This is a genomic window from Nocardia sp. NPDC057455, assembly GCF_042802775.1.
GTDB lineage: Bacteria > Actinomycetota > Actinomycetes > Mycobacteriales > Mycobacteriaceae > Nocardia.
The window spans coordinates 1-1,094 of sequence record NZ_JBHVDM010000215.1; the positions used below are offsets into that span (position 1 = coordinate 1).

The window sequence follows — 1,094 nt, forward strand, 5'->3', positions numbered from 1 at the left end:
TGGTTGCCGGGCGGGGCGACGATGTTCACCACGAGCCCGGCGCCGGCGTCGATGCTGTCGACGACGTCGCGCCACAGTTGGTCGCGCTGCTCGACGGTGGGCGGGTCGTTGGGTATCTCGCGGGTGCGGTAGTCGCGGCCGGACCTCCGTCGCAACGCCGCGGTGACTTGCCCTATCCAGTCCGTTCCGTCGTGGTCGGTGAGCATCTCCGCGGCGAGGTCGCCTTCGGTCGCGGCGATGCCGAGGGCGTCGAGGACGATTTGCGCCGAGGCGGGACCGCAGTAGTACCCGGTTTCCTGTGTGCTGTAGGTGTGCGGAAGTATCGTGATCACATCCGAATTCCCTTCTGTCACAGACTGTTCGCGATCCCGCGGGTTGTTCCGGCGAGGCCTTGAATGTTGGCGATGAGCCGATCCCACGCCCCGGTAAGCCGCTGGTCTTCGCCGAGGGTCGGTGTCTCGACACGGCGCCCGTCGCGGCTGTCGCTGATCACGACGCCGGATACGTACTGTTCGACGGTGTTCCCGCGGTCGTAGACGGTGTGGACGTCGCCGACGTCGTAGCGGGTACCGGTGCCGTCGTCGGCGCCGAAGCGGTAGCCGGTTCCGCCGGCGTCGATGGACAGTTTCAGCGCGTCCGACCCGCCGTGCTCTTTCAAGGCGGTGTGGCCTACGGCGAAGCTGTCGAGCGACCATGCCGCGGTGTTGTCGGCGAACACCTCGGCGAACGCGTCGTCGATGCCGATCTCGTCTTCGGTGTCCTCGTCGAAGAACTGTTGGTAGGCAAAAAAGATGTTGTCGAACAGGTCGCCGACGACGAATCCGAGCCCGAGGCCGGGCGCAATCAGGTTGATCAGGAGTTGGATAGCGAAGTTCGCCGCCCATTCGATCGCCTGATTGAGGATCTCGGGTGCCTTGCCGCCGACGATGGCGCGCACCGCGTCGACGTGGCTGAAGTCGCGCTCGTAGTGGTCGATCTGTCCGCCGTCGGTGCGCCACTGGATTTTGCGCATGTCCCTTTTGGCGCGGGTGTCGAACACGTAGCACGCCCGCGGCGGTGTCCCCCACGAGTCGGGGTCGGCGAGCCCGAGATAG

The 1,094-nt window shown here is 65.9% G+C and carries 2 protein-coding genes; both read right to left on the reverse strand.

Annotated features, from left to right (window positions below; translation table 11 throughout):
• Nucleotides 1-332, reverse strand: a 332-nt coding sequence (locus ACFU5M_RS34545) for a C39 family peptidase (RefSeq protein ID WP_379055832.1), incomplete at its 3' end; no start/stop codon positions are given.
• Between the two features lie 17 nt (nucleotides 333-349).
• Nucleotides 350-1,094: hypothetical protein (locus ACFU5M_RS34550; protein WP_379055834.1), on the reverse strand; the 745-nt coding region annotated here is incomplete at its 5' end.